This is a genomic window from Promicromonospora sp. NPDC050249 (assembly GCF_040656015.1).
Classification (GTDB): Bacteria; Actinomycetota; Actinomycetes; order Actinomycetales; family Cellulomonadaceae; genus Promicromonospora.
The window spans coordinates 72,389-92,172 of the sequence record NZ_JBFAKY010000009.1; the positions used below are offsets into that span (position 1 = coordinate 72,389).

At 73.2% G+C, this 19,784-nt stretch carries 18 protein-coding genes and 1 riboswitch; of the genes, 6 read left to right on the forward strand and 12 right to left on the reverse strand.

The genetic code is table 11. The features are described from left to right. The first annotated feature begins 18 nt into the window (after positions 1-18). Positions 19-1,842, forward strand: a complete 1,824-nt coding sequence (gene cydD / locus AB0I32_RS09600) for a thiol reductant ABC exporter subunit CydD (protein WP_357505216.1) — start codon at positions 19-21, stop codon at positions 1,840-1,842. After that, complete coding sequence (gene cydC / locus AB0I32_RS09605; protein WP_357505218.1) at positions 1,839-3,755, forward strand: thiol reductant ABC exporter subunit CydC; 1,917 nt, start codon at positions 1,839-1,841, stop codon at positions 3,753-3,755. The genes cydD and cydC overlap by 4 nt, the downstream gene beginning before the upstream one ends. A gap of 85 nt (positions 3,756-3,840) precedes the next feature. On the opposite strand, the gene AB0I32_RS09610 is transcribed toward cydC, so the two are convergent. Next, complete coding sequence (locus tag AB0I32_RS09610; protein ID WP_357505220.1) at positions 3,841-4,278, reverse strand: GNAT family N-acetyltransferase; 438 nt, start codon at positions 4,276-4,278, stop codon at positions 3,841-3,843. 37 nt (positions 4,279-4,315) lie between these two features. Continuing rightward, complete coding sequence (locus tag AB0I32_RS09615) at positions 4,316-5,899, reverse strand: NAD(P)/FAD-dependent oxidoreductase (RefSeq protein ID WP_357505222.1); 1,584 nt, start codon at positions 5,897-5,899, stop codon at positions 4,316-4,318. Positions 5,900-6,039: 140 nt separating this feature from the next. Further along, positions 6,040-6,219: riboswitch (cyclic di-AMP (ydaO/yuaA leader) on the forward strand. Between AB0I32_RS09615 and AB0I32_RS09620 the strand changes: the two genes are divergently transcribed. Both AB0I32_RS09620 and AB0I32_RS09625 read left to right on the forward strand, forming a co-directional pair. Then, positions 6,220-7,131 carry an NlpC/P60 family protein gene (locus AB0I32_RS09620; RefSeq protein WP_357505224.1) on the forward strand — a complete coding sequence of 304 codons (912 nt, stop codon included), beginning with the start codon at positions 6,220-6,222 and terminating at the stop codon, positions 7,129-7,131. 121 nt (positions 7,132-7,252) lie between these two features. Further along, complete coding sequence (locus tag AB0I32_RS09625; protein ID WP_357505226.1) at positions 7,253-8,230, forward strand: phosphoglycerate dehydrogenase; 978 nt, start codon at positions 7,253-7,255, stop codon at positions 8,228-8,230. Positions 8,231-8,302: 72 nt separating this feature from the next. Here the strand turns inward: AB0I32_RS09625 and mutM are convergent, their stop codons facing one another. From mutM to AB0I32_RS09670, 9 genes are all read right to left on the reverse strand, one after another. Further along, positions 8,303-9,424, reverse strand: a complete 1,122-nt coding sequence (mutM, locus tag AB0I32_RS09630) for a bifunctional DNA-formamidopyrimidine glycosylase/DNA-(apurinic or apyrimidinic site) lyase (protein ID WP_357505228.1) — start codon at positions 9,422-9,424, stop codon at positions 8,303-8,305. Next, positions 9,417-10,205 (reverse strand): ribonuclease III, encoded by a 789-nt coding sequence (gene rnc / locus AB0I32_RS09635; protein ID WP_357505230.1) that lies wholly within the window; start codon positions 10,203-10,205, stop codon positions 9,417-9,419. Before rnc ends, mutM begins: the two co-directional genes overlap by 8 nt. Position 10,206: 1 nt before the next feature. Further along, positions 10,207-10,401, reverse strand: coding sequence for a 50S ribosomal protein L32 (rpmF, locus tag AB0I32_RS09640; RefSeq protein ID WP_108495103.1), 195 nt, complete (start codon positions 10,399-10,401; stop codon positions 10,207-10,209). Positions 10,402-10,403: 2 nt separating this feature from the next. Then, a complete protein-coding gene (locus AB0I32_RS09645) occupies positions 10,404-11,000 on the reverse strand; it encodes a YceD family protein (protein ID WP_357505232.1) in 597 nt (198 codons plus the stop codon). A 96-nt stretch (positions 11,001-11,096) separates the two neighbouring features. Next, positions 11,097-11,651 (reverse strand): pantetheine-phosphate adenylyltransferase, encoded by a 555-nt coding sequence (gene coaD, locus AB0I32_RS09650; protein ID WP_357505234.1) that lies wholly within the window; start codon positions 11,649-11,651, stop codon positions 11,097-11,099. Continuing rightward, a complete protein-coding gene (gene rsmD, locus AB0I32_RS09655; RefSeq protein WP_357505236.1) occupies positions 11,648-12,280 on the reverse strand; it encodes a 16S rRNA (guanine(966)-N(2))-methyltransferase RsmD in 633 nt (210 codons plus the stop codon). Before rsmD ends, coaD begins: the two co-directional genes overlap by 4 nt. A 21-nt stretch (positions 12,281-12,301) precedes the next feature. Next, positions 12,302-13,276, reverse strand: a complete 975-nt coding sequence (locus AB0I32_RS09660; protein WP_357505238.1) for an endonuclease/exonuclease/phosphatase family protein — start codon at positions 13,274-13,276, stop codon at positions 12,302-12,304. Positions 13,277-13,384: 108 nt separating this feature from the next. Beyond that, complete coding sequence (locus AB0I32_RS09665; protein ID WP_357505240.1) at positions 13,385-15,646, reverse strand: ATP-dependent DNA helicase RecG; 2,262 nt, start codon at positions 15,644-15,646, stop codon at positions 13,385-13,387. Beyond that, positions 15,643-17,352: a DAK2 domain-containing protein gene (locus AB0I32_RS09670; RefSeq protein WP_357505242.1), complete on the reverse strand. Its 1,710-nt coding sequence runs from the start codon at positions 17,350-17,352 to the stop codon at positions 15,643-15,645. Before AB0I32_RS09670 ends, AB0I32_RS09665 begins: the two co-directional genes overlap by 4 nt. A gap of 330 nt (positions 17,353-17,682) precedes the next feature. Here AB0I32_RS09670 and rpmB point away from each other — a divergent pair, with 330 nt between their 5' ends. Together rpmB and AB0I32_RS09680 are read left to right on the forward strand one after the other, a co-directional pair. After that, positions 17,683-17,880, forward strand: coding sequence for a 50S ribosomal protein L28 (gene rpmB, locus AB0I32_RS09675; RefSeq protein ID WP_357448457.1), 198 nt, complete (start codon positions 17,683-17,685; stop codon positions 17,878-17,880). A 169-nt stretch (positions 17,881-18,049) separates the two neighbouring features. Then, positions 18,050-18,562 carry an N-acetyltransferase gene (locus tag AB0I32_RS09680; RefSeq protein WP_357505244.1) on the forward strand — a complete coding sequence of 171 codons (513 nt, stop codon included), beginning with the start codon at positions 18,050-18,052 and terminating at the stop codon, positions 18,560-18,562. A gap of 21 nt (positions 18,563-18,583) precedes the next feature. On the opposite strand, the gene AB0I32_RS09685 is transcribed toward AB0I32_RS09680, so the two are convergent. Beyond that, positions 18,584-19,672, reverse strand: coding sequence for a thiamine-phosphate kinase (locus AB0I32_RS09685; RefSeq protein WP_357505246.1), 1,089 nt, complete (start codon positions 19,670-19,672; stop codon positions 18,584-18,586). Positions 19,673-19,784: the final 112 nt, after the last annotated feature.

Sequence of the window (19,784 nt, forward strand, 5' to 3'; positions counted from 1 at the left end):
CGACTGGAGCACGGACGCATGAGACCGATCGACCCCCGGCTGCTGCGGCAGGTCCGCGCGGCGCGCTGGTACGTGGTGCTCACGGTCGGGCTCGGCGTGGCGGCGGCGGGGCTGATCGTCGCGCAGGCCCTGCTCATCGCGGACCTGCTGGCACCGGTGATCCGCGGGGACGGCACGTCCGGGCCGGCGACGGTGCGGTCCTTCGCGGGGCTGGCACTCGTGATCGCCGGGCGGGCGGCCGTCGCGTGGGCGCAGGAGCGATACGCGCTGCGCGCCGCCGCCCGGACCATCGCCGAGCTGCGGCACGCCGTGGTCGAGGCCTGGGCGCTGCGCGGCCCGCGGGCGGTCGGTACGGCGGTCGGGGCGGCGGCGAGCGAGACGACGGCGATCGGCGGGTCCCGCGCTCCGGCGTCGGGTGGCGGGAACGGCGCGAGCCCGGAGGCGGAGGTCGCGACCCTCGCGACCCGCGGGCTCGACGCGCTCGAGCCGTACCTCGTGCGGTACGTGCCGCAGCTGGTGCTGACGGCGCTGCTCACGCCTGCCCTCGTGGCCGTCGTGCTGGGCCTGGACTGGGTATCGGCGGTGATCCTCGTCGTCACGCTGCCGCTCGTGCCCGTGTTCATGGTGCTCGTCGGGCGGCTGACCGCTGGAGCGTCGGAGCGGCGGCTCGCGACCGTCGAACGGCTCGGCGCCCAGGTGCTCGACCTCGTCGCCGGACTGCCGACGCTCCGCGCCTTCGGGCGGTCCTTCGGGCCGGGTGAGCGGGTGCGGGCGCTCGGCGACGCGTCCCGCAGGGCGACCATGGGGACGCTGCGGATCGCGTTCCTCTCCTCGATGGTGCTGGAGCTGCTCACGACGCTCTCGGTGGCGATCATCGCCGTCGGCGTGGGGCTGCGGCTCGTCGAGGGCGCCATGGAGCTGCAGCCGGCGCTCGCCGTGCTCGTGCTGGCTCCTGAGGTGTATCTGCCGCTGCGGCGGGTCGGGGCGGAGTTCCATGCTTCGGTCGACGGGGTCGCTGCGGCTGCTCGGGCGTTCGCGATTCTTGGGCCTGCTTCTGGTCCCGTCCGGTCGGAGAGTGCGGACGGCGGGGCGGGTTCGGGCGGTCGGGCGGGGCTGGACGGGTGGGAGCTCGTGCTGGACGGGGTGTCGGTGCGGGCTGCTGGGCGGGGGGTCGTCGCACCGTCCCGGCTGTCGGCTCGGGTGGCGCTCGGGTCCGGGGTTGGCGGGCGTGGACGGGTCGTCGCGCTACGGGGGGCGAGCGGGGTGGGCAAGTCGACCGCTGTGCTCGTGGCGCTCGGGTTGCTGACGCCGGATGAGGGGCGGGTGGGGCTCGTCGACCCCACTGGTGCGTTTCATGGGCTTGACGAACTTTCGGCGGGCGGGCTGGAGAGCTGGTGGGGGGCGCTGACCTGGGTTCCGCAGCGGCCCTCACTGGCGCCTGGGCGGTTGCGGGAGGTGGTGCTGGACGGCACCCCGGCAGCGAGCGACGAGGCGCTTGCCGATGCGGCGCGGCTGACCGGGCTCGACGTCGTCGTCGACTCGCTCCCGGACGGCTGGGACACGCGGGTCGGGCTCGGCGGCGCGGGCCTGTCGGTGGGCCAGCGTCAGCGCGTGGCGCTCACGTCGGCCCTGCTCGACGACGCCGCGACCAAGCCGCTGGTGATCCTCGACGAGCCGACCGCGCACCTCGACGCACGCGGCGAGCAGGCGGTGCTCGAGACCGTACGTGCGTGGCGCGACGCGGGGCGGACCGTGCTGGTCGTCGCGCACCGGACCTCGCTGCTCGGGCTCGCCGACCAGGTGATCGACGTCCGCTCGGCGGCAGATCCGGAGGCACGATGAACATCCCGACGCCGGGCGCCCCGGCACGGACCACTCCGATACCGGGCGCCCCGACACAGCGCCTGACCAGGGGAACCGCCGATCCGCTGCGCCGGGTGCTGCCGCTGCTGGAGGTGCGGCCGGTCAAGGTCGCGGCGGCGATCGGCCTCGGCGTCCTGGCCCTGGCCTGCGCGATCGGGCTCGCGGCGGTCGCCGCATGGCTCGTCGCCAGGGCCTCGCAGATGCCCCCGGTGCTCACCCTCTCGGTGGCGGTCGTCTCGGTGCGGGCGTTCGGGATCGGGCGCGGCGTCCTGCGCTACTGCGAGCGCCTCGCGTCCCACGACGTCGCGCTGCGGGGCATGGCGGCGCTCCGCGCGAACCTGTACGACAGGCTCGCCGCCGACGACCGTCCGGTGACGGTCCGGCGGGGCGAGCTCCTGGCACGGATCGGCCAGGACGTGGACGACGTCGGCGACGTGGTTGTCCGCTCGATGGTGCCGGCGGGTGTCGCGGTGGTGACGTCGCTCGGCTCGGTGATCCTGCTGGGTGTGCTGCTGCCTGCGGCGGGGGTCGCGCTGGCGTTGTGCCTGGTGCTGGCCGGGGTGGTGACGCCGTGGCTCGCGGCCCGGGCCGCTGCCCTGACGGAGGCACGGGGCGCGGCTGCCCGGGGCGAGGTGACCGCGTTGTCCCTGGAGATCCTCGAGGAGTCGGCGCCGCTGCGCGTCTCCGGGCGGTTCGGCGCGCGGCTGGCCGACCTGGACGCCGCGGACGCCCGCCTGTCCGCCGTCGCGGACGACGGCGCCCGCACGTCCGGGCTGGCCGCAGCCCTGGGAGCGCTGGCGCAGGGTCTCGCGGTGCTCGCCTCGATCGCGCTGGGGATCCCGGCGACGCTGTCGGGTTCGCTGTCCGTGGAGGCGCTGGCAGTGATCGTGCTGACGCCGCTCGCCGTGTTCGAGGCGACCGCCGGGCTTCCGGCGGCGGCGATCCAGCTGCACCGGTCGCGGGAGGCCGCGCGGCGGCTGCTGGAGCTGCTGCCCTCGCCGGACGAGCAGGTCGCCCCGGTGACCTCGGCGTCCGGTACCGGGAGCAGCGCCGACGAGGCGGACGGCGAGGCGGACGGCGAGGCGCTGCTCGTGCTCGACGGCGTGACCGCCGGCTGGCCCGACGGCGACGGCCAACCACATGCCGTCGTCGAGCAGGTGTCCCTCACGCTGCGCCCGGGGTCGGTGGTGGCGCTGGCGGGACCGTCCGGCGTCGGCAAGACGACGCTGCTGATGACTGCGGCCGGCCTGATCCCGCCCCTGACGGGGACGCTCGGTACGCGGCCCGCGGAGCGCCAGGAAGTCGGCGCTCCGGGTCACCGGGCATCCGGCGTCCTGCGGAACCTCCCCGCCGACCGACTGTTCGTCGCCGAGGACGGGCACGTCTTCGACACCAGCGTGCTGGAGAACCTGCGGGTCGCGCGCGGCGACGTGACGGAGGCCGAGGCACGGGCCGCGCTCGCCGCCGTCGGACTGGGTGGCTGGCTCACCGCGCTCCCCGAAGGACTGGACACCCTGGTCGGCACGGACGCGGCGGCGGTCTCGGGCGGCGAGCGCCGTCGGCTCCTGGTCGCTCGTGCGCTCCTTGCCCCCGCCCGGGTGCTGCTCGTGGACGAGCCCGCCGAGCACCTCGACGGCGAGACCGCCGACGCCCTGGTCCGCACCCTCGCCGACCACGCGCGCGAGACGGGGCGGGCCGTGCTGCTGGCGACCCACCGGCTGACGCCGCTCGCGGCCGCCGACGAGGTCCTGCTGCTCGGGAACGGCGCGCTCGCCACGATCGCGGGTGCGACCACGGGCGCGGCCCCGGCGACCGTCGTGGCCCGCGGCAGCCATGAGCACCTCCTGGTGACCGACCCCTCCTACGCCTGGTCGACAACCCAGGAGGGCTGACCATGCGGTTGCTGCCGTACCGGGGCCCTTCCTGGCAGCAACCGCATGGTCGATCGGGCTCGCCGGACGGGTACCGGGCGGAGCGTCAGAGGCGCTTGTCGAACTTCTTCGAGAGCTGCTCGTAGCCCAGCCGCTCGTAGAAGGCGTGCGCACCCGTCCGGCGCACGGCCGACGAGACGGTGGCCCGGACGGCGCCCGCCGCCGTCGCCCATTCCTCGAAGGTCGTGACGAGGGCGCGGCCCGCCCCGGTGCCACGGTTCGACTCGGCGACGACGAGCGCGGTGAGCTCGGCCAGCGGCGCGTCGAGCTCGTAGGGCCAGAAGAGGTGGCCTGCGCCGAACCCGATCACTGCTTCCGCATCGTCTCCGCCCGGGTCGACCGCCAGCCAGGCCACGTCGTTCTCGCTGCCCGCGAGACGGGCGAACCTGGCGGCGACGTCCTCCGCGGTGCTGGGATAACCGAGCTGACCGAGGAGCGGGGCGATCGCAGGGGCGTCGACGGGGAGGGCGCGTCGGATATGCACCGGTCCATCCTAGGCCGTGACCCGGCGTCAGAGTCCGTCAGCCGACGTCGCTCCCGAGCACCGCCATGGCCGCGGCCCGGCCCGGGATACCGCTGACGCCACCGCCGCGGCGGGCTCCGGCGGCCGCCAGGAGAACCCGGGGATGCTCGGTCGCGACGCCCCACGGGCCGGACTCGTCGCCGGCGTCCGGCTCGGCGAACGGCCAGCTGAGGTCGCGGTGGAAGATGTGACCGCCCGGCAGCCCGACCTCGCGCTCCAGGTCGACCGGGGTGCGCACCTCGAGGCACGGGGCACCGTCGGCGTCGAGCGCGAGCACGTCCTCGATCGGCTCGGCCAGCACGGAGTCGAGGGACGCGAGCGTGGCCCGGAGCGCCTGGTCGCGGGCGGCGTCGGGTGCGGCGCGGAAGAGCCGTGCCGGCATGTGCAGCCCGAACAGCGTGATGGTCTGCGCGTCCGTCGCGGCGAGCTCCGGCCCGAGGATGGTCCGGTCGGTGAGCGTGTGGCAGTAGATCTCGCTGGGCGGCAGGTCGGGGATGCGCCCGGCGGCGGCCTGCGCGTGCGCTGCCTGGAGCTGGGTCAGGGACTCGTTGACGTGCAGGGTCCCGCTGAACGCCGCGACGGGGTCGACGTCGTCGCGCAGTCTGGGCAGGCGTGTCAGCAGCATGTTCACCTTGAGCTGGGCGCCCTCGGGATGGTCGGCAGTCGGCGCGGCGTCGCCGCCCAGCAGCCGGTCCAGCTCCGCCGGGGCGCACGCCGCGAGCACGTGCCCGGCAGTGACTCCCTGGGTCCGCCCCTCGGCGTCGGTCCAGGCGACCTCCGCGCCGGAACCGCCGGAGGCCCCGGGATCGACGGCGGTGACCGTCGCCGAGGTGACTATCGTCGCGCCGGCCGCGACCGCGGCGTCGCGCAGGGCGCCCGATACGGCGCCCATGCCGCCCACCGGCACGTCCCAGTCGCCGGTCCCGTTGCCGATGACGTGGTAGAGAAAGCACCGGTTCTGCCGCAGGGACGGCTCGTCGACGTCGGCGAACGTCCCGATCAGGCCGTCGGTGGCCGCTACCCCGCGGACCACGTCGTCGGCGAACGTGCGGCGCAGCACCTCCCCGAGGGGCTCCTCGAAGAGCGCGCGCCAGGCCTCCTCGCCCACCCCGTCGACCACCAGATCCCGGACGACCGACCGCGGGAGCAGGGGTTCGGTGAGCGTCGGCGCGAGCCGGCGGGCCACCTCGGCGGTCATGGCGTAGAAGCGGCCCCAGGCCTCGAAGTCGGCGTCCGAACCGGTGAGCCGCCGGAACGAGGCGCGCGTGGCGCCGTCGTCCTGGCTGTCGACGAGAAGACCGCCGTCGGCAACCGGTGTGTACGAGGACCAGCGGCGGCGCTTCAGCGTGACGGGCAGTCCGAGCTCGTCGACCACCCGGCGAGGCAGGAGCGAGACGAGGTAGGAGTAGCGCGAGAGCCGCGCGTCCACCCCGGCGAACGGGCGGGCCGAGACGGCGGCGCCGCCCACGTGGTCCGCACGTTCGAGGACGAGGACGGACCGGCCACCACGGGCCGCGTAGGCCGCCGCGGTGAGGCCGTTGTGACCCCCGCCCACGACCACGACGTCGTATCTGGAACGCATCGAATCGGTCATGGACGCCATAGTGGCATGGGGCACAGATTGCCAAGAGAGTTCCATCACAGGTCGCTATGTGACCTAATCGTGACATTTGCGCGAGGGGCAGGTACGGTCGATCTCGCCTCTCCAGCAACGGGGAGGTCCAGGTCCGGACGCCGAACCCTGTCACCGGACCTTGGCAGCCAGAACCGTGACAGGGGCGGGGGAACCAAGTAAGCGGGCACGCGAGTGTCCTTGGGGTAAAGCCTCCTTGTGAGGCCGGGTGAATCGCTCTCCCATCCGAACCCGACAGCTCACTTCGTAGGCGTCCGAGGAGATCACTGGTGACCGTACTCACCGACCGCACCCACGACTGGGCGGACGACCAGGCAAACCGTCCCAGCAACCGGGGCAGGCACCGCGCCGACGGCCCCGCGCTCACCCCCTTCACCGCACTGACCCAGACCGCCGCCGAGAATGCTGCCCGGACCGGCGCCATCGCGGTCGTCACGTCCGGCATGCTGGCGTCGGTCTTCACCCAGACCGCCCACACCGCGCCCGCCGAGACGCACACGCAGGCCGCGCTCGCCAACGCGACGCCGGTCAGCAACACCATCAGCAACACGGTCGACAGCACGACCCGCGCCGGGTTCGCCGAGAACCTCGTGACGAAGGTCAAGGTCACCCAGGACGCCGACTTCTACGCCGAGCGCGGACGCGTGTCCGTGACGCCGTACGCCGAGACCAAGGCGGGCATCGCCGAGGCCAAGGCGAAGGCCGAGGCAGAGGCGCGTGCCAAGGCTGAGGCCGAGGCGAGGGCACAGGCCGAGGCCGAGGCAGCGGAAGCCGCAGCAGCGGCCGAGGCAGCCGCCGAGGCGGAGGCAGCTGCCGTCGCCGAGACGGTCGCCGACGCGTCCGGTCTGGGTCAGCAGGCCGTCAACCTCGCACTCGAGTACGTCGGTGTGCCCTACGTGTGGGGCGGAGCCTCCCCCAGCGGCTTCGACTGCTCAGGGCTCATCCAGTACGTCTACGGTCAGCTCGGCATCTCGATCCCCCACAGCTCGAGCGCGATCTCGACCATCGGGTACCAGGTCTCCGCCGCCGCCGCGCAGCCGGGCGACATCGTCTGGACGCCGGGCCACGTCGCCCTCTACGCGGGCAACGGCATGGTCGTCGAGGCCCAGCAGCAGGGCACTCCGGTGCAGTACGGCGAGATGTGGCAGAACAACCCGGTGTTCATCCGGGTGACGGGCTGACGCCTACCCCCACGCCGGACCACAGCTCAGGACCGCGAGGTGTGTCGCGCCAGCCCCTGGCGCGACACACCTCGTTCTCGTCCGGGGCTCGTCCGGGTACATGTCCGGTAACGTCCCGGGCGTGAAGATCCTCGTACCGGACGTGCCCTTCGACCTCGACTTCCCGGCCCTGCTGCCTGACGGCGGAGCCTCCTTCGCACCCGGCGGCACCAGCACCGTCGTCGCCTACGCGATGAACGAGCCGGTCCCCGAGGAGCACACCGACGCCGAGATGCTGGTCACCTGGTCCAGCCCGCCCAAGATCCTCGCCGACGCCGCCCGCCGGCTCCCCCGGCTGCGCTGGGTGCAGACCCTCTCCGCGGGGCCCGACGTCGCGCTGCGCGCCGGGTTCGGGCCCGACGTCGTCATCTCCTCCGGCCAGTCCCTGCACGACGACACCGTCACCGAGCACACCCTGGCGCTGGTCCTCGCGACGGTGCGCCGCATCGACGTCTCCCTCGCCGCACAGCGGGAGCACCACTGGGCCAAGGAGATCGCGTTCGCGCAGAGCGACCCGGTCACCGGCCGCGAGTACACGCTCGACGGCGCCCGCGTGACGATCTGGGGTTTCGGGTCGATCGCACTGCGGCTGGCCCCGCTGCTGACCGCGCTCGGTGCGCGGGTCACGGGCGTCGCCTCGCGTGCGGGCGAACGCTCCGGGTATCCAGTGGTGGGGCCCGACGGCCTGGACGCCCTGCTGGCGGAGACCGACCTGCTCATCTCGCTGCTGCCCGCGATCCCCACCACGCGGCACATCCTCGACGCCCGCCTGCTGGGCCTGCTGCCGCCGTCTGCCCGGTTCGTGAACGTCGGCCGAGGTGCGACGGTCGACGAGGGCGCGCTCGCCGACGCGCTGCGGTCCGGGCGGCTCGCCGGAGCGGCGCTCGACGTCATGGAGACGGAGCCCCTGCCGGAGGACTCCCCGCTCTGGGACCTCCCGAACCTGATCCTCACGCCGCACGTGGCCGGCGGCAGGCCGCGAGGCGCCGCCCGCTTCCTTGCGGACCAGCTCACGGCATGGCGCACCGGCGGCGAGCTCCGCAACGTCGCCTCGAGGTAGTCCAACCGGACGCACGCTCTACCTCGACCCGTAACCTGCCGCCGAAGTAGAGCGTGCGTCCGGACAGGTGCTCTACTTCGCCCTGGGGGCGGGCTGGCAGACCGGGCAGGTGAACGACGAGCGGTTCATGAACGCGTCCCGGCGCACCAGCGCACCGCAGCGTCGGCAGGCCTCGTTCTCCTGCCCGTACACCGCGAGCGAGCGGTCAAAGTATCCCGACTCCCCGTTCACGTTGACGTACAGCTCGTCGAAGCTGGTGCCGCCCTGGGCCAGCGCCTCGCGCATCACCTCGGCCGCCGAGTCCAGCACCCGGCGCACGTCCACGGCCCTGAGCTTGTCGGTCGGCCGCGCCCAGTGGACCTGCGCGCGCCACAGCGCCTCGTCGGCGTAGATGTTGCCGACGCCGGACACGACCGTCTGGTCCAGCAGTGCGCGCTTCACCTGGGTCCGGCGGCGGCGCACCCGGCGGACCAGGCCGTCCAGGTCCAGGTTCGGGTCGAGCAGGTCACGGGCGATGTGCGCGACCGGCTGCGGCAGGAGGGGCAGGTCCGAGCCGTACCCGGCCGGGATGCCCGACGCCGGTTCGCCGTCGCCGAGCGCCTCGCCGTCCCCAGGCACCAGGTCCTGCACGCTCAGGTGACCGAACGTGCGCTGGTCCACGAAGTCCAGGTAGCGCGCGCCGGACGGGGCGTCGGTCAGGTGGAGGCGAACCCGGAGGTGAGGATGGCGCCAGTCGTCCGCCGGCGTGCCCACCGCCGGACTCGGCCCGGGACCCGCCTCCGCGCCGGACTGCTCCAGACCCAGCACCACGCTCGACGCATGCCCTGGATCGTCGCCCGCCTCGGCGCCCCGGACCAGCAGCTGTCCCGACATGCCGAGGTGCGCCAGGAGCGCTGCGGCCGGGTGGGCCTCGACGGGCTCGACCTGCGGGGTGGCGGGGGTCTCGACGGGCTCGGCCAGCGGGGTCGGCTCGACCAGCGGGGCCGGCTCCTCCAGGGGGAGCCAGAGGAACTTGCCGCGTCGGACGGCGGCGCTGAGCCGCCGTCCGACGAGCTGGTCGCGGAACGACTTCGGGCCGCCGTCGTGCCGACGGACGCTGTACTCGCGGAACACCTCGACGTCCCGCACGACCGCGCCTACGACGAGCCTGTCGACACCGTCACGGACGGTCTCGACCTCGGGGAGCTCAGGCACCGGCGACCGGCGCCTTGCTCCCGGAGGTCTGGCCGGCGGCCGCCGCGCCGTCGTCCCCCGACTTGGGCAGCGGGAACTTCTCCAGCAGGGCCCGGTAGGTCTCCTCGGCCGCGCCCTGCTCGGCGTGCTTCTTCGCACTGCCCGAACCGGAGCCGTAGGTGACGCCGTCGATCACGACCGTCGAGTGGAAGACCCGCGCGTGCTCCGGTCCCTCGAACGTGGCGATGTAGTCGGGCGCACCCAGCCCACGCTCCGCCGAGGCCTCCTGCAGCGAGGTCTTCCAGTCGAGCCCCGCGCCCAGGCCTGCTGCGACGTCGAGCGTCGAGTCCACGAGGCGGTGCACCAGCGCCCGCGACGTCTCCAGGCCGTGCGACAGGTAGGTCGCGCCGATCAGCGCCTCGACGGTGTCGGAGAGGATCGAGTCCTTCTCGAAACCGCGCGTGCGGATCTCGCCCTTGCCCAGCAGCACGTACTTGCCCAGGCCGAGGGTGCGCGCGATCGCGGCGAGCGCGCGCTGCGACACCGTCGCCGCGCGCATGCGCGCGAGGTCACCCTCCGACAGGTCCGGGTGACGCCGGAACAGCGCCTCGGTGACCACGAGCCCCAGCACGGTGTCGCCGAGGAACTCCAGGCGCTCGTTCGTGGGGATGCCACCGGCCTCGTGTGCGAACGACCGATGCGTCAGTGCCAGCACAAGAAGCTCGGGGTCCAGATGGACCCCGAGCTTCTCGAGCAGCGCGGTAGGTTCCGGCCTCGCCGGCGACGTCCCGCCCTTGGCCACGTCAGCCCGCGTGAACGGTCTTCAGGGCGTCGCGGTACGTGCGGCCCTTGTAGGTGCCGCACGTCGGGCACGCCGTGTGCGGCAGCTTGTTGCCCTGGCACTGCGGGCAGGTCGTGAGGGTCGCTGCGGTGGTCTTCCACTGCGAGCGACGCGCACGGGTGTTGCTGCGCGACATCTTGCGCTTCGGAACAGCCACGGCTAGCTCTCTTTCGTCTCGTCCGACACGCTCGTAGATTCGAGCATGCTCTGAAGCGCCGACCAACGAGGGTCGACTACGTCATGTTGATGACCGGGGTCGTCAGCCAGGCGCGCTCCACACTCGGAGCACAGGCCCGGGCAGTCCTCCCGGCACAGCGGTTGAAATGGTAGTGCAGTCACTACCGAATCCCGAAGCGCAGGCTCCAGGTCGGCGTTGTCGTCGTCGTCAAGGACCGACTCCTCGTCCTCCACGTCGACGTCCCCTGCCTTGGCCGACGCCGCAGCCCTCTCGGGGTAGGCGAACAGCTCGGTGACATCGACCGTGAGATCACGGGTGATGTCGTCGAGGCAGCGGCTGCACTCACCCTTTGCCGTGCCGCGGACCGTGCCGGAGACCAGCACGCCTTCCATCACGGACTCGAGTCGAAGATCCAGCTCGAGGTCGGAGCCTTCCGGGATACCGATCACAGCGGTACCGAGATCCGACGGCGCCTGCACGGTCGCGCTGTGCGTACGCATGGATCCGGCACGCCGAGACAGCTCGTGCGTGTCGAGCACGAGCGGTGAGTTCGGTTCGCGGGAAATAACAGACTCCATGAATGGCAGTGTCCGAGAGGACGGTGAAGGGGGGTGGACCCGGCGCAAGCCATCACGCCACGGGCCAAAAACCAATCCTACGACATGGAACGGGGCTCACGCGCGCCCGTGCGGGGTGACAGCCCTCACGGGCTGGGCCACCGAACGCCCCAGCTGCTGACCCAGCGCCGTCCGCAGCGCCGCGACCACGCCAGCCGGCACCAGGTCGTCGACCGGTCCGCCGTGCCGCACTATGTCCTTCACCAGCGACGACGCGACGTGCGCGTACCGCTGGTCGCCCGGCAGGAAGATCGTCTCGACGCCCGACAGGTGCCGGTTCATGAGCGCCATCGGCTGCTCCGCGTCGAAGTCGCCGCCCCCGCGCAGCCCCTTCACGACGGCGACCGCGCCGATCTCCCGGCAGAAGTCCACGAGCAGCCCCGGCACGACGTCGACCCGCACCCGCGACATCGCGGGTTCCGTCCGGGCGAGGCCGTGCACCGCCGCGCGCACGAGCTCTGCGCGCGTCTCCAGGTCGAGCAGGCCGGACTTGCCGGGATTCTTCGCGATGCCGACCACCACGTCGTCGAACATCGTGGCGGCGCGGCGCACGATGTCCAGGTGGCCGAGGGTGATGGGGTCGAACGACCCGGGACAGACGACAGTGGTCACGCGTCCACGCTATCCGACGGTCCTGCGTCCGATGGCTCGGCGGCCGAAGGCTCCACGTAGTAGACCGCCGTGTCGCCGTAGTCCTTGCGGGCGAACGCGGCGAGGCCGTCGGGCCAGGCAGGCTCGGGCGTGCGGATCGAGCGCTCGACGACGACCACCGCGTCGTCGGCCAGGACGCCGGGAGCCGCAAGATGCGTCAGCACGGTGGCGAGCGCGTCGTCGTCGAGGTCGTAGGGCGGGTCGAGGAAGACCAGGTCCAGGGCCGCCGCCGTGCCGGGAGCGGCAGGGCGCGGTCCCGCACCCGCCAGCGCCGCCGCGAACCGCTCGGCGGTCTCCGTGACGACGCGCACCGCGGTCAGCCCCAGCCCCGCCACGTTCCTGCGCGCGACGTCGGCCGCCGGCCGCGCGCTGTCCACCAGCGTGACCGATGCGGCGCCGCGGCTGGCCGCCTCCAGCCCGAGCGCACCGGAGCCGGCGTAGAGGTCGAGCACGCGGGCGCCGTCGAGCACTCCGAGATGTTCCAGGCGGGAGAAGATCGCCTCGCGAACGCGGTCGCTGGTGGGCCGGGTGCCTTTACCCGGCACGGCAATGGTGCGTCCGCCGAGCACTCCGGCCACGATCCTGGTCACGCGGCGAGCCTAACGCGCGGGTCAGGACCAGGGGGTGTCGATGTGCGCGACCAGCGGGAGGTGGTCACTGGCCGTCCGGTCCAGGGTGCGGACCTCGGTCACCGTGGCTCCGCGCGCGAGCACGTGGTCGATCTGGGCGACCGGGAAGGCCTCCGGATAGGTGAACTGGAAGCCGGTGGTCGGGGCGGTGACCAGGTTCGTCAGGGGCGCTATCGCACCGTCCGCCAGTACCGCGTTCAGGTCCCCCGCGACGATCACCGTCTCGTTCTCCTCTGCGTTGACGGCGTCCGCCAGCTGGAGGGCACTCGCGTTGCGCAGCTCCGTCTCGAAGCCGCCGCTCCCGAGCCGGACGGAGGGCAGGTGCGCGACGAACAGAGCGACCGCGCCGCCCTCCCGCTGGATCACCACGCGAACGCACCGGTCCCAGGAGGCGTCGATGCCCTCGGGCCGGATGTCGACGGCGGTGGCACCCTCGAGCGGAAACCTGGACCAGACCCCGACGGTGCCCTGCGTCTCGTGGTGCGGCAGCGTCTCGCCGAACGCCTGGGTGTACTCCTCTGCCACGGTGTCGGACACCTCGGTCAGCGTGACGACGTCCGGCTCGGCGGCCAGGAGCCCCTCCGCGGTACCCGCGACGTCGGAGTTGGTGTCGCTGGCGTTGTGCTGCACCACCGTCAGGTCGCCGGGCTCCGGGTCCACCGGGCGCACCTGTGGCAGGAAGACCCAGATCCAGGCGGCGAGCGGGAGCAGGACGGCGAGGATCGCGAGCGCCGACCGCCGCAGCAGCGCGGCGAGGATCCCGAGCGGGACCGCGAGCCCGAGCCAGGGCAGGAACGACTGGACGAGACTGCCGAGGTTTCCCCAACGGTTCGGCACGACATCGTGCGCGACGAGCAGCACTGCGACCACCAGGGAACCGAGCGCCAGCAGCCTCCCGCGCTGCCACGCGCTCTTTCCCGGCGGGCCGGTATGGATCGCATGCTTTGCGTCCGTCATCGGCGGGGACTCTATCGGCTGTGCGTTTCGGGCGTAAGGAGTAGGTCATTCCTTTCACCCGAGTTATTTCACCCTGCTGAAACGTGGCGAGGGCTCACCTGGGGCCGTTCAGGCCCGTTCGAGGAACTCCTCCTGGTCCTCGTCGAGCTGCGCGCGGATCGCCTTCGCAAGCTCGGGGAACTCCGTCAGGTCGGGAGACGCCCGGACGACGTCGACGGCCGCGGCGCGCGCCTCCTCGATGATTCCGGCGTCCTTGACGACGCGCAGCAGGCGCAGGGAGCTGGTCCGGCCGGATTGTGCGGCGCCGAGCACGTCGCCCTCGCTGCGCAGCTCCAGGTCGAGGTTCGCGAGCTTGAAACCGTCGGTGGTCTGGGTCATCGCCTCCAGGCGGGCGAAGGCGGGCGTGCCGGGCTCCGCGTCGGAGACCAGGAGGCACAGGCCCGGGTCGGTGCCGCGCCCCACGCGCCCGCGCAGCTGGTGCAGCTGCGAGATGCCGAACCGGTCGGCGTCGAAGATCACCATCGCCGTGGCCTCGGGGACGTCGACACCCACCTCGATCACGGTGGTGGCGACCAGGACGGGTGCCTCTCCGGAGGCGAACCGGGCCATCGCCGCCTCCTTCTCGTCGGGCGGCAGCTGTCCGTGCAGGGTGCCGATCTCGATGCCCGCCAGCTCGGGCCGCGAGCGCAGCTCCTCGACGACCTCGAGCACGGCGCGCAGCGGCGGCCGGTCGGCGCCGCCCCCGGCTCCGGGACCGGACGGGTCGAGGAACTCCGGCACGTCGTCGAAGTCCTTGGTGGTCGCCTTGGTCTCCTCGTCCGGGTGGATCCGCGCGCAGACGACGTAGGCACGACGTCCGGCGTCGACCTCCTCGCGGACGCGAGCCCAGGTGCGGTCCGTCCAGCGGGTGTTGCCGGCGGGGACGGCGACGGTGGTGATGCCGGCGCGTCCGGCGGGCACCTCGGTGAGGGACGACGTCTCCAGGTCACCGAAGACCGTCATCGCCACGGTCCGCGGGATGGGCGTGGCCGTCATGACCAGCAGGTGCGGGGACACCCGCCCCTTGGCGCGCAGCGCGTCCCGCTGCTCGACGCCGAAGCGGTGCTGCTCGTCCACGACGACGAGGCCGAGGTCGGCGAACTGCACCTGCTCCGACAGGAGCGCGTGCGTGCCCACCACGATGCCCGCCTCGCCGCTCGCGGCCTGGAGCAGGGCCTCCTTGCGGGCCTTCGCGCCGAGCGAGCCGGTGAGGAGTGCCACCCGGGTGCTCGCGCCGGTGCGCTCCGCGCCGAAGAGGGTGCCGCCCTCGGCCATCGGGCCGAGCAGGGCGCGCAGGGTCCTGGCGTGCTGCGAGGCGAGCACCTCGGTGGGTGCGAGCAGCGCGGCCTGGCCGCCGGCGTCGACCACCTGCAGCATGGCGCGGAGCGCGACCACCGTCTTGCCGCTGCCGACCTCGCCCTGGAGCAGCCTGTGCATCGGGCGCGGGCTGGCGAGCTCGCCGGCTATCTCGTCGCCCACCTCGCGCTGGCCGTCGGTGAGCACGAAGGGCAGCGAGGCGTCGAACTCGGCGAGAAGACCGGACTTCCCCGCGGGTAGCGGTGGCCGGGCGGTGGCGTCCTCGGCGGCGGTCCGTGCCCGGCGCTGCGCGAGCGCCGCCTGGAGCACGAACGCCTCCTCGAACCGCATCCGGTGCTGGGCGCGGTAGGCCTCCTCGAGGGTCGCCGGCCGGTGCAGGCTGCGCAGCGCGCCCGCACGCGGGGGCAGACCCTGACGCTCCCGCACCTCATCGGGCACGGGGTCGGGCACGTCGCTGTCGGCCAGCGTGTCGAGCACGACGCGCAGCGCGCCCTGGATCTTCCAGCTCGGGATGCCTGCGGCCGCCGGATAGATCGGGATGGGTTTGGTCGCGTGCTCCAGGAGCGCCTCGTCGCTGTCGAGGTCGGACTCCTCCCCCATCAGCGTGAAGTCCGGGTGGCTGAGCTGCCGCGACCCCCTGTACAGGCCGACGGTTCCGGTGAAGAGTCCCTTCGCTCCGGGGACCAGCCGCTTCTCGTGGTTGAAGAGCGAGCCGCGGTGCTTGCCGAAGAAGGTGAGCGACAGCCGGCTCTTCCCGTCCGTCACCACGACCTCCATGAGCGCGCCCGTGCGGTTGCGCATGGGCCGCACGGTCGCCTGCTCCACGCGGGCCAGGATGGTCACGTGCTCGCCCACCTCGAGCGCCGCGATGTCCGAGAGCGCGCCCGGGTCGGCGTACCGGCGCGGGTAGTGGCCCAGCAGGTCGCCGACCGTATGCAGCCCGAGCTTGCCCAGTGCGGTCGCCGTCCGCTTGTCGAAGGCCCGTTCCAGGCGCTCGTCCGCCCGTTCGGTCATGCGCGCTCCTCCTCCATGCCCAGGCATACGCCGTCGCCCGGGCGGCCCGTCGCCAGGACGACGAGCTCCGCCTCCGGCGCCCGCTCCGTGAGCGCTGCGGCGAGCAGGTCGGGCAGGCCGTCCGGGACCTCAGCGGAGAGCAGCGCCGTCACCACGACGGTCGCAGGTCCGGCCGCGGCGCGCAGGGCCTCGACGGCGTCGTCGCCGCGCACGGACGTCACGGTCAGCCCCGCGAGCGCCTCGTCCACCGTCGCGCGTACGTCGGCGTCGAGCTCGTCGGGCAGGCCTATCGGCAGGAGCGTCCCGAGCGCGGCCAGCGCCACGACGGCGTGCACGTCGGTGGGCGTCGGCACGGCGACGACCTCGTCGACGTCGAGATGCTGCTTCACGTCAGCAGGCCCGTCCGGCACCCCGAGGAGCAGCACGCGCCGGGCTCCGGTCGATGCGGCGACCCGGCCGACGTCGTCGGCCGTCAGCGCCTCGACGGTGCTGCCGAGCCCTCCCGTGAGCAGGACGACGGCGCCCGCGTGCGCGAGCGCCCCGGCGAGGGCCGGGGCCGACGTCGCCGCGACGACACCCCACTCGTGCTGCGCCACGGCTTCGAGGTGCCGCACGTGCACCTGCGCCAGGGAGCCGGTGCGCGACGCCTCCGCGGCGATGGCGAGCGCCTGGTCGAGGCGGTCGGTGTGGACGTGCGCCTGCCAGACGCCGGTTCCGGTGCCCGCGTCCCCGCCGACCACGACCACCGAGTCGCCCACCTCGCCCAGCGCGGTGCGCAGCCCGGCCGCCACGCTGTCAGCCGTCGCCCCGACCGGCCCGATGAGCACGAACATGAGCTCGAGGGCGCCCGCGCCGGCCTCGGCGCCGTGCGCCACGGCATCGGGCGCCGCCGCGCCGACGTCCGCCGTGCCACGCACGGGCGACGACGAGGCGGGTTCGAGCAGCTGGTCCAGGTTCACGGAGTCCATGCTGCCGTCCACCTCTGACACTCCGGCGGCCGCTCCCGCCGTAGCTCCGCCCACGCCTCCGGTGGTGGCCCCCGCGGTGGCGACGACCAGCGCGTCGAGCACGAGGACCAGCCCGAGGGCTCCGGCGTCGAGCACACCTGCCGTACGGAGGTGGTGGAGCTCGTCCCTGCTGGCGCGAGCAGCGGCGCGCGCGGCGGCCGCGGCGGCGGACACGACCGCCAGCGGTCCGGTATCCCCGTCGGCAGAGCCCTCGGCGGCGCGCGCGGCAGCCGCCGCGGCGTCGGCAGCCGTGAGGATCGTGCCCTCGGCGGGCCGCGCCACGGCGGACCTGGCGGACGTCGCCGCCCGGGTGAGCAGGTCCGCCGCTCCACCGCCACGCCGCGCTGCTACCGCCAGGCCGCGCAGCCACTCGCTGAGGATCACGCCGGAGTTGCCGCGCGCACCCAGCAGGGCCGCCCTGGCGAGCGTCGTCAGCAGCTCCGCGCCGGTCGCCCCGGCGGGCGCCGCCGCGACCGCCCGGTCCCCCTCGCGGAGGGTCAGGTAGAGGTTGGTACCGGTGTCGGCGTCGGCGACAGGGAAGACGTTCACCCGGTCGATCGCGGCCCGCTCCCGCCGCAGGGCCGCCGTCGCACCACGGGTCCAGACGCGCACAAGTCCCGGGTCCTCGAGACGGACGCCGTCCGGGAACGACCCCGGACCAGAATCGGCCGGCCGGCTGCTGCTGTCGACGTCGGTCACGCTCTGCCCTCCTGCATATGGCTGAACAATGTGGCTGGACAACGGACCGGATGCCTGCCCGGACGGATCCCACCGTACCCAGCGGCCGGACCGCTCGCGTCCGGCCGTCCACAGGTCCGATACCCGGCTCGGACCCGCCGACGGCGGTGTGACGCACCCCGCGGTGGCTACGGTTTGAGGGCCCGGCCCGGGATCGGGTACTCTGTGAAAGTTGCCTGGTCCGCTACGAAGCGTTGATCGCTCTGAAGCGTCCGGGCTCCCCCTTTTTTGACCATCCATCACGTCGTGCTGTCGTTTCTGCACAGGCGTGCACGACATTCAGGAGACACCGTGGCTGCCAACTGCGACGTCTGCGGCAAGGGCCCGGGCTTCGGGCACTCTGTTTCGCACTCTCACATCCGCACCAAGCGCCGCTGGAACCCGAACATCCAGCGCGTCCGCGCGATCGTGAGCGGGACTCCCAAGCGCGTCAACGTGTGCACCTCCTGCCTCAAGGCCGGCAAGGTCACGCGCAAGGTCTCGGCCTGACGCTGCCGCAGCCGGGTCGCTGACGCGACCCGTCATGCTTGGACGAAGACGTTTGACGAAGACGCCTGTCGGGTTTGCACCTGGCGGGCGTCTTCGGCGTTCCCGTAGCCTTCGATCGGACCCACAGAAGTGGTTGCGCCTCGCACCCACAGGGTGAAAAGGTGAACTCATGATGGCACCTGAAGATGTGACCATCCGCCCAGCAACGACGGCCGACGCCGAAGCCATCGCTCGTGTCGACATCGCCTCCTGGCGTGGTGCTTACTCAGAGATCCTGTCCGACTCGTACCTCTCCTCGCTCGACGTGAGCGAGCGCGCCGGGCGGTGGAACGCGGCAGTCGCCGCGCGCGACGTCACCGTGCTCGTCGCGGAGGACGAGAGCGGCACCGTAGGTTTTACGAGCGTCGGTCCGTCTCGCGACGAGGACGCCGAACCGGGCGACCGTGAGATCTACGCGATCTACCTGCATCCGCGCGCCTGGGGCACCGGCGTCGCCCGTGACCTGATGCGCACGGTGCTCGACGGGCTCACCCCCGGCACAGTCGTGACGCTCTGGATCCTCGAGGGCAACGAGCGCGCGCAGCACTTCTACCGGCGGCACGGGTTCCAGCACGACGGGACCGAGCGCATCGACGACATCGGCGGCCAGCCGGTCACGCAGCTCCGCTTCCGCAAGCGCTGAACCCGGCGAGGTAGGGCGGGGTCAGGAGCGGAAGTGGTCCCAGCCCGGGCCCACGTCGAGCGTCTCGCCACCGATCGTGACGACCGGCCCGGCCTCCTCACCGTCCCGACCGTCTCCGACGGCGTGCACCTGGCCGACGGCGGTCCAGCCCGCCGGCAGCCGGGTGCCGGCGGGGAACGTGGCGAGCAGCCCGTGGTCCTCTCCGCCCGCCCAGATCCACCTGCCGACCAGGCCGTCGATGTCGGCGTTCCCCGGCCCCCAGCCGGGGTCACCGAGGCCGGTCGCCGCGGCCACCGCACGCGCTGCGGAACGCAGCGCTTCCCGGTCCTTCGCGAACGCCCCGGCATCGAGGTCGATCCGCACGCCGCTCGCACGCGCCACCCGTCCGGCGTCCCGCAGCAGGCCGTCGGACAGGTCGAGCATCGCGGTGGCGCCCGCCTGACCTGCCAGGACACCTGCCGCAAGGGGCGGGTCCGGCCGCAGGTACGCGGCGACGAGCCGTTCCCACTCGTCCTCGAGGAGCACGCCGTCGGTGACCTCCAGCGGGGCCGAGGACAGCGGCACGCGGACCAGACCGGACTCCAGCAGCGCCAGCCCGGCTGCGGACCAGCCGCGCACCCCGGCGTGCGCGACGACGTCGCCCGGCCGGGCTCCCGACCGCAGCACCGGCGGGCGTCCCTCCAGGTCACCGTGCACGGTGATGCTCACGACCAGGCACGGTCCACCGGACAGGTCCCCGCCGACGGCGGCCGCACCCGTCGACGCGCAGCCGTCGGCCAGCCCTCTGGCAAAACCCGTCACCCAGTCCAGCTCGGTGTCACCCGGCACGACGAGGGACGTGACCAGCCCGGTGGGCCGCGCACCCATCGCGGCGATGTCGGCGAGGTTCTGCGCGGCGGCACGCCGTCCGACGTCGTATCCGGTGGACCAGCGGGCGCGGAAGTGGCGGTCCTCGACCAGCACGTCGGTCGAGACGACGAACCGGCCGTCGGGCGCGGCGAGCACGGCGGCATCGTCGCCGGGGCCGAGCAGCGTGGCACTCCCCCGGGGCAGCAGGGGCACTATGCGTTCGAGGATCTGCTCCTCGGAGAGGTCACGGACGCGGGTCACCGGTAGACCCTAAAGCCCAGCACGGGCCGGACGCCGCATACCGGCTGGTGCGCGAGCCGCACACCAGCAGCAAACGGGCATCGGGGACGGGCACTATCCGGTACGGGTAACG

Bases quoted from the DNA above. Each gene is read 5' to 3' on its own strand.
- cydD (WP_357505216.1), top strand. From the start codon at position 19: ATGAGACCGATCGACCCCCGGCTGCTGCGGCAGGTCCGCGCGGCGCGC.
- cydC (WP_357505218.1), top strand. From the start codon at position 1,839: ATGAACATCCCGACGCCGGGCGCCCCGGCACGGACCACTCCGATACCG.
- AB0I32_RS09615 (WP_357505222.1), bottom strand. From the start codon at position 5,899: ATGCGTTCCAGATACGACGTCGTGGTCGTGGGCGGGGGTCACAACGGC.
- AB0I32_RS09645 (WP_357505232.1), bottom strand. From the start codon at position 11,000: ATGGAGTCTGTTATTTCCCGCGAACCGAACTCACCGCTCGTGCTCGAC.
- AB0I32_RS09660 (WP_357505238.1), bottom strand. From the start codon at position 13,276: ATGACGGACGCAAAGCATGCGATCCATACCGGCCCGCCGGGAAAGAGC.
- AB0I32_RS09665 (WP_357505240.1), bottom strand. From the start codon at position 15,646: ATGACCGAACGGGCGGACGAGCGCCTGGAACGGGCCTTCGACAAGCGG.
- AB0I32_RS09680 (WP_357505244.1), top strand. From the start codon at position 18,050: ATGATGGCACCTGAAGATGTGACCATCCGCCCAGCAACGACGGCCGAC.